This window comes from Desulfobacter sp. (assembly GCF_050177295.1).
The window spans coordinates 1-4,115 of sequence record NZ_JBFXHE010000398.1 but is presented as its reverse complement, the minus strand read 5'-3'; the positions used below and the strand labels follow the sequence as shown (position 1 = coordinate 4,115).

Here is a 4,115-nt window from a genome sequence, read left to right as displayed (position 1 = left end):
TGCATTACCTGTCCATTGAGGGCATGCTGGAAGCGTCCGGGGTAAATGAGCCCGAAGCCAATTTCTGCAAGGCCTGTTTTGACGGAACCTATCCCGTGCCCTTTGATCCCAATTTTACTAAACAGTGTATGGGATAAAATGAAAAAAAAAACCGTTGCATTTTCAAGGCAGAGCACCAATCTGTTTTTTCACATACTGACACGGTGTAATCTGCGCTGTTCCCACTGCTATATCAACCGGGACCAGCATGGAAGCAACACCCTTTCCATGGACACGATCAGGGATTGGCTCGGCATCTTTTCTTCAAAGGCAAAGGATACCAACCTGATTTTCCTAGGAGGCGAACCCACCCTTCATCCGGATCTTGCTTCAGTCATAGGCATCTGCGGATCCATGGGATTCAAATCCATCACCATCGATACCAACGGTTTTTTATTTCATAATATCCTGGACAATATCACACCCAATCAGATTGACTTTTTTTCATTTTCCCTGGACGGTGTCAGCAAAGGAATCAATGATTCTATCCGGGGAGACGGAAGTTTTGATGCCGTCATGTCCGGTATACGCCGTGCTGTGAAAAAAGGGTTCTCCTGCTCAATGATCTACACGGTTTCTGAAAAAAATATTCATGAAGTCCCAAAGCTTCCTGAACTGGTAAAGGATCTTGGAATTTCCCGGTTTTTTATCCAGGTGGTGGGTCTGCGGGGCGAATCGGAAAACACCAATGCAAAACACCAGGTATTAAAACCAGAATGGACCTGTATCATTCCCAAAACCGCAGAACAGATTGCAGAACAGGGAATCATCGTTACCTACCCCAAGGTGTTCCTCACCCATGAAGAAAGGTTTGAATGTGCTGCCAATGTGGCGGACAACTATTTTATTTTCCCCAACGGACGGGTATATCAATGCCCTTTATGTGAGGATTTTCCCTTTCATTCCTATGAGATAATAAACAATGAACTTATACCCCGTCCAAAAATTAATGAAACGGATTTTTTCTCTTTGCAGATTCCCGAAGGTTGTGTAATGAACAAATTAATACAGCCGGGAAATCTGTCCTACGATGATAACGGATTTCCCCGCTATAAAATCGCATGTTGTATGCTCAAAGAAGAACTTCACCCTTAAAAGGTTCAAAAAAATAGCATGAAAAAGTTATCAATCAAAATTATTTTTACAGTCGGTATGATATGGATGGCTGCAGCAGGCATGTTATATGCCGGTGCAGATATTGCGGTGGAGGAACCTGTATTTTTATTTGGCAGCGTAACCGAAGGAACACAGGTCACCCATGACTTTATCATCAGTAATCCCGGGGATGATGTACTATCTATCCTGCGGGTGGTCACCTCATGCGGCTGCACAGTTGCCGATTATCCAAAAACCATTGCCCCGGGGAAAACAGGCATCATACATGTTAAAGCTGACACTTCCGGCTATGGTGGCAGATCATTCAAGCGGCAGCTCGTCATCCGAACCGATGCGCCTGGAGAAGAGTCTGTCAGACTGCAGATAGAAGGAATCGTGAAATAATTTTCCCAGGTTTTACCCGGCCTCAGATTTAAATTTCATAAAAAAAACAGGAGTTACCATGGGATTAATTTCTTCCACCCATTCCATCAGCCGGTATTATATTGACGGTGATTTTCCTGACGGTGCTGCAGAAGGTGTCCGCCAGGGACTGATTGAAAACGCCATCCCTGAAATTGAAAACGAATACGATGAAATTTCAGCCGGATGGACCCCGCTTGAAACCCCGTACAATCCGGATTTTGAATCAGCTTCATTTATATTCGGAACTTATTTTGCCTTTTCCCTGCGAATTGATAAAAAATCAATACCGGCTAAACTGATCCAGAAACATATGGCCATTGAAACGGAGAAAAAAAAGAAAGAGAGTGGCAGACCATTTATTTCAAAAAATGAAAAAGCTGAAATAAAGGAAATGGTCATTGATATTCTGATGCATAAAACGCCATTTATTCCAAATATTTATGATGTATTATGGGATTATAACAACAAAAACCTGATTTTATTTTCCACCCAGAAGGCGGCCAATGAACTGTTTGAAACCCTGTTTTTCAAATCCTTTGACCATAAACCCATCAGGATTTTTCCATACACCCTGATCGAAAAATTAGGCAGTTTTACAAGCGATAAAAAAGACCGGGTGTCGGCATTGGCCCCGTTAAATATGAAAGGTGTTCAATAATGCTGGATATTGCTACCGCTTATAATAAATACGGCTTTCTGGGCAATGAATTTTTAACCTGGATCTGGTACCTCGTTGAAACGGACCAGGATATTACAGCCCTTTCAGGTTCAAAAGATCCGGTAACCCTTGAGATTGGCAATTCCATCAGTCTGGAAAACAACCTGGGCGATAAATCAAAGGAAAAAATCAGCATTAAAGGTGATCAGGCCGGTCTTGAAGAAGGAAGCACAGCCCTTAAAAAAGGGGCATGGGTGACAGATATAAACCTGATCTGCAGGATGGGCGAAGAAGAGTATAAATTTTCCATCAAAGGTGAAAGTTTCAATATTACCGGTTTAAAGACACCAACCATTGACACATCCTCATCAGAAGACGAAATAGAGGGTTTAATTATTGAAAAAACCTTTTTAATCATGAAGGTTATCAACGTTATTGACACCCTTTTTTTAAAATTTATTGAAAAAAGGATTTCAGATGACTGGAATACATCGGATTTAAAGGGTATCAGGGCGTGGATTCAATCCTGACAAAAAATTGTTCAAAAAGCCTGTTTTATGGACCCTTAAAAAACAGGCTTTCAATACCTTGTATTTTTAAAAATCTTTTATTCAAACTGTTTAACATAAAAAATATTATAATAATTAATGATATCATATAATTAAACTAATTATGAACATTTAAGACGTAATTATTATTGTTATTATATTTTTTTAAAATAATACTAATATATTCATCCTTTTGTTTCTTAATTTCCAAGTTCTTGTTTCTTGACCTGTAAACTGGTATTAAAAAATGTGAACTGGAATCTTTCTTCAGGAAAGCTAAAATGGCATATAATTTAAAAATATTTTCCGGAGGATCCAATCCGGATCTGGCAACGGAAATCTGCAGGCATATCGGAATTTCTTTAAGTCCTATGGAAACGTCCCGGTTTTCAAATGACAATTTATTTGTTCAGATTAAGGAAAGTGTCAGGGAAGAGGATGTATTCGTGGTCCAATCGTTAACCACACCGGTGAGCGACCACCTCATGGAGCTGATGATTACTCTGGATGCCCTGCGCAGCGCATCTGCCAAACGGATTACAGCTGTTATTCCTTATTATTCATATGCCCGGTCCGATAAAAAGGATGCACCAAGAATTTCCATTGCTGCCCGCCTGGTGGCCGATCTTTTGAAAACTGCCGGGGCAGACCGGGTTTTGACCATGGATTTGCACGCTGATGCCGTGCATGGATTTTTCAGCATCCCCGTGGATCATTTAACCGCCATGCCCACAATCTGTGATTATTTTGCAGCGCTTCTGGATCTGTCAAAGGTGGTGGTGGTGGCCACGGATGCCGGCGGGGCTAAAAGGGCTGGCCGGTTTGCCAACCGTCTGGACACTTCCCTTGCCATTATTGACAAACGCCGGCTCAGCGATTCCAATGTTCAGCAGGGGCTGGTTGTGGGTAATGTAAAGGGTCTGGATGCCATTATTTTTGACGATGAAATATCCACAGGGGGAACCCTTGTGAGCACCGTTGAGACTTTGAAAAGGGCAGGCGCGGCTAAGGTTTATGTCGGTGCAACCCACCCGGTGCTTTGCGGACAGGCCGTGAAAAATTTGAGTCAGACCTTTATATCCGAGATCGTGGTAACCAACACGGTGTATATCTCTGCAGAAAAACAGTTTCCCCAGCTTAAATCCTTATCCGTGGCACCGCTTTTTGCAAGAGCCATCAAGCACATCCATACAGGAGAAAGTGTATCAGCGCTTTTTAAGCCCTAAGAGGCAGAAGTATGTGTTAGAAACTGCAGTAACTTCTGGTGTTGCCTGATCCCCGGGCAGGGCAATTTCCCTGATAAATGCAGGCAGGCAGTTCCAGATTTTTTTTGGCTGTCTGATGCTTCT

General features: G+C 42.2%; 5 protein-coding genes. All 5 read left to right on the top strand.

Going from position 1 to position 4,115, the window contains the following annotated elements; translation table 11 throughout:
* Nucleotides 1-138: 138 nt before the first annotated feature.
* The 5 genes from AB7U36_RS19835 (at nucleotide 139) to AB7U36_RS19815 (ending at nucleotide 3,992) form a co-directional block, all read left to right on the top strand.
* Entirely contained in the window at nucleotides 139-1,134 is a 996-nt protein-coding gene (locus tag AB7U36_RS19835) for a radical SAM protein (protein WP_428161368.1), read from the top strand.
* 18 nt (nucleotides 1,135-1,152) lie between these two features.
* Nucleotides 1,153-1,539: an OS_HP2 family (seleno)protein gene (locus AB7U36_RS19830; RefSeq protein ID WP_428161367.1), complete on the top strand. Its 387-nt coding sequence runs from the start codon at nucleotides 1,153-1,155 to the stop codon at nucleotides 1,537-1,539.
* Between the two features lie 58 nt (nucleotides 1,540-1,597).
* Nucleotides 1,598-2,218, top strand: coding sequence for a recombination-associated protein RdgC (gene rdgC / locus AB7U36_RS19825; RefSeq protein ID WP_428161366.1), 621 nt, complete (start codon nucleotides 1,598-1,600; stop codon nucleotides 2,216-2,218).
* Nucleotides 2,218-2,748, top strand: coding sequence for a hypothetical protein (locus AB7U36_RS19820; protein ID WP_428161365.1), 531 nt, complete (start codon nucleotides 2,218-2,220; stop codon nucleotides 2,746-2,748). Before rdgC ends, AB7U36_RS19820 begins: the two co-directional genes overlap by 1 nt.
* A 299-nt stretch (nucleotides 2,749-3,047) precedes the next feature.
* Entirely contained in the window at nucleotides 3,048-3,992 is a 945-nt protein-coding gene (locus tag AB7U36_RS19815; protein WP_428161364.1) for a ribose-phosphate diphosphokinase, read from the top strand.
* The last annotated feature ends 123 nt before the right edge of the window (nucleotides 3,993-4,115 follow it).

Coding starts and splice junctions, on each gene's coding strand:
- AB7U36_RS19835 (WP_428161368.1), top strand. CDS start 139: ATGAAAAAAAAAACCGTTGCATTTTCAAGGCAGAGCACCAATCTGTTT.
- AB7U36_RS19830 (WP_428161367.1), top strand. CDS start 1,153: ATGAAAAAGTTATCAATCAAAATTATTTTTACAGTCGGTATGATATGG.
- rdgC (WP_428161366.1), top strand. CDS start 1,598: ATGGGATTAATTTCTTCCACCCATTCCATCAGCCGGTATTATATTGAC.
- AB7U36_RS19820 (WP_428161365.1), top strand. CDS start 2,218: ATGCTGGATATTGCTACCGCTTATAATAAATACGGCTTTCTGGGCAAT.
- AB7U36_RS19815 (WP_428161364.1), top strand. CDS start 3,048: ATGGCATATAATTTAAAAATATTTTCCGGAGGATCCAATCCGGATCTG.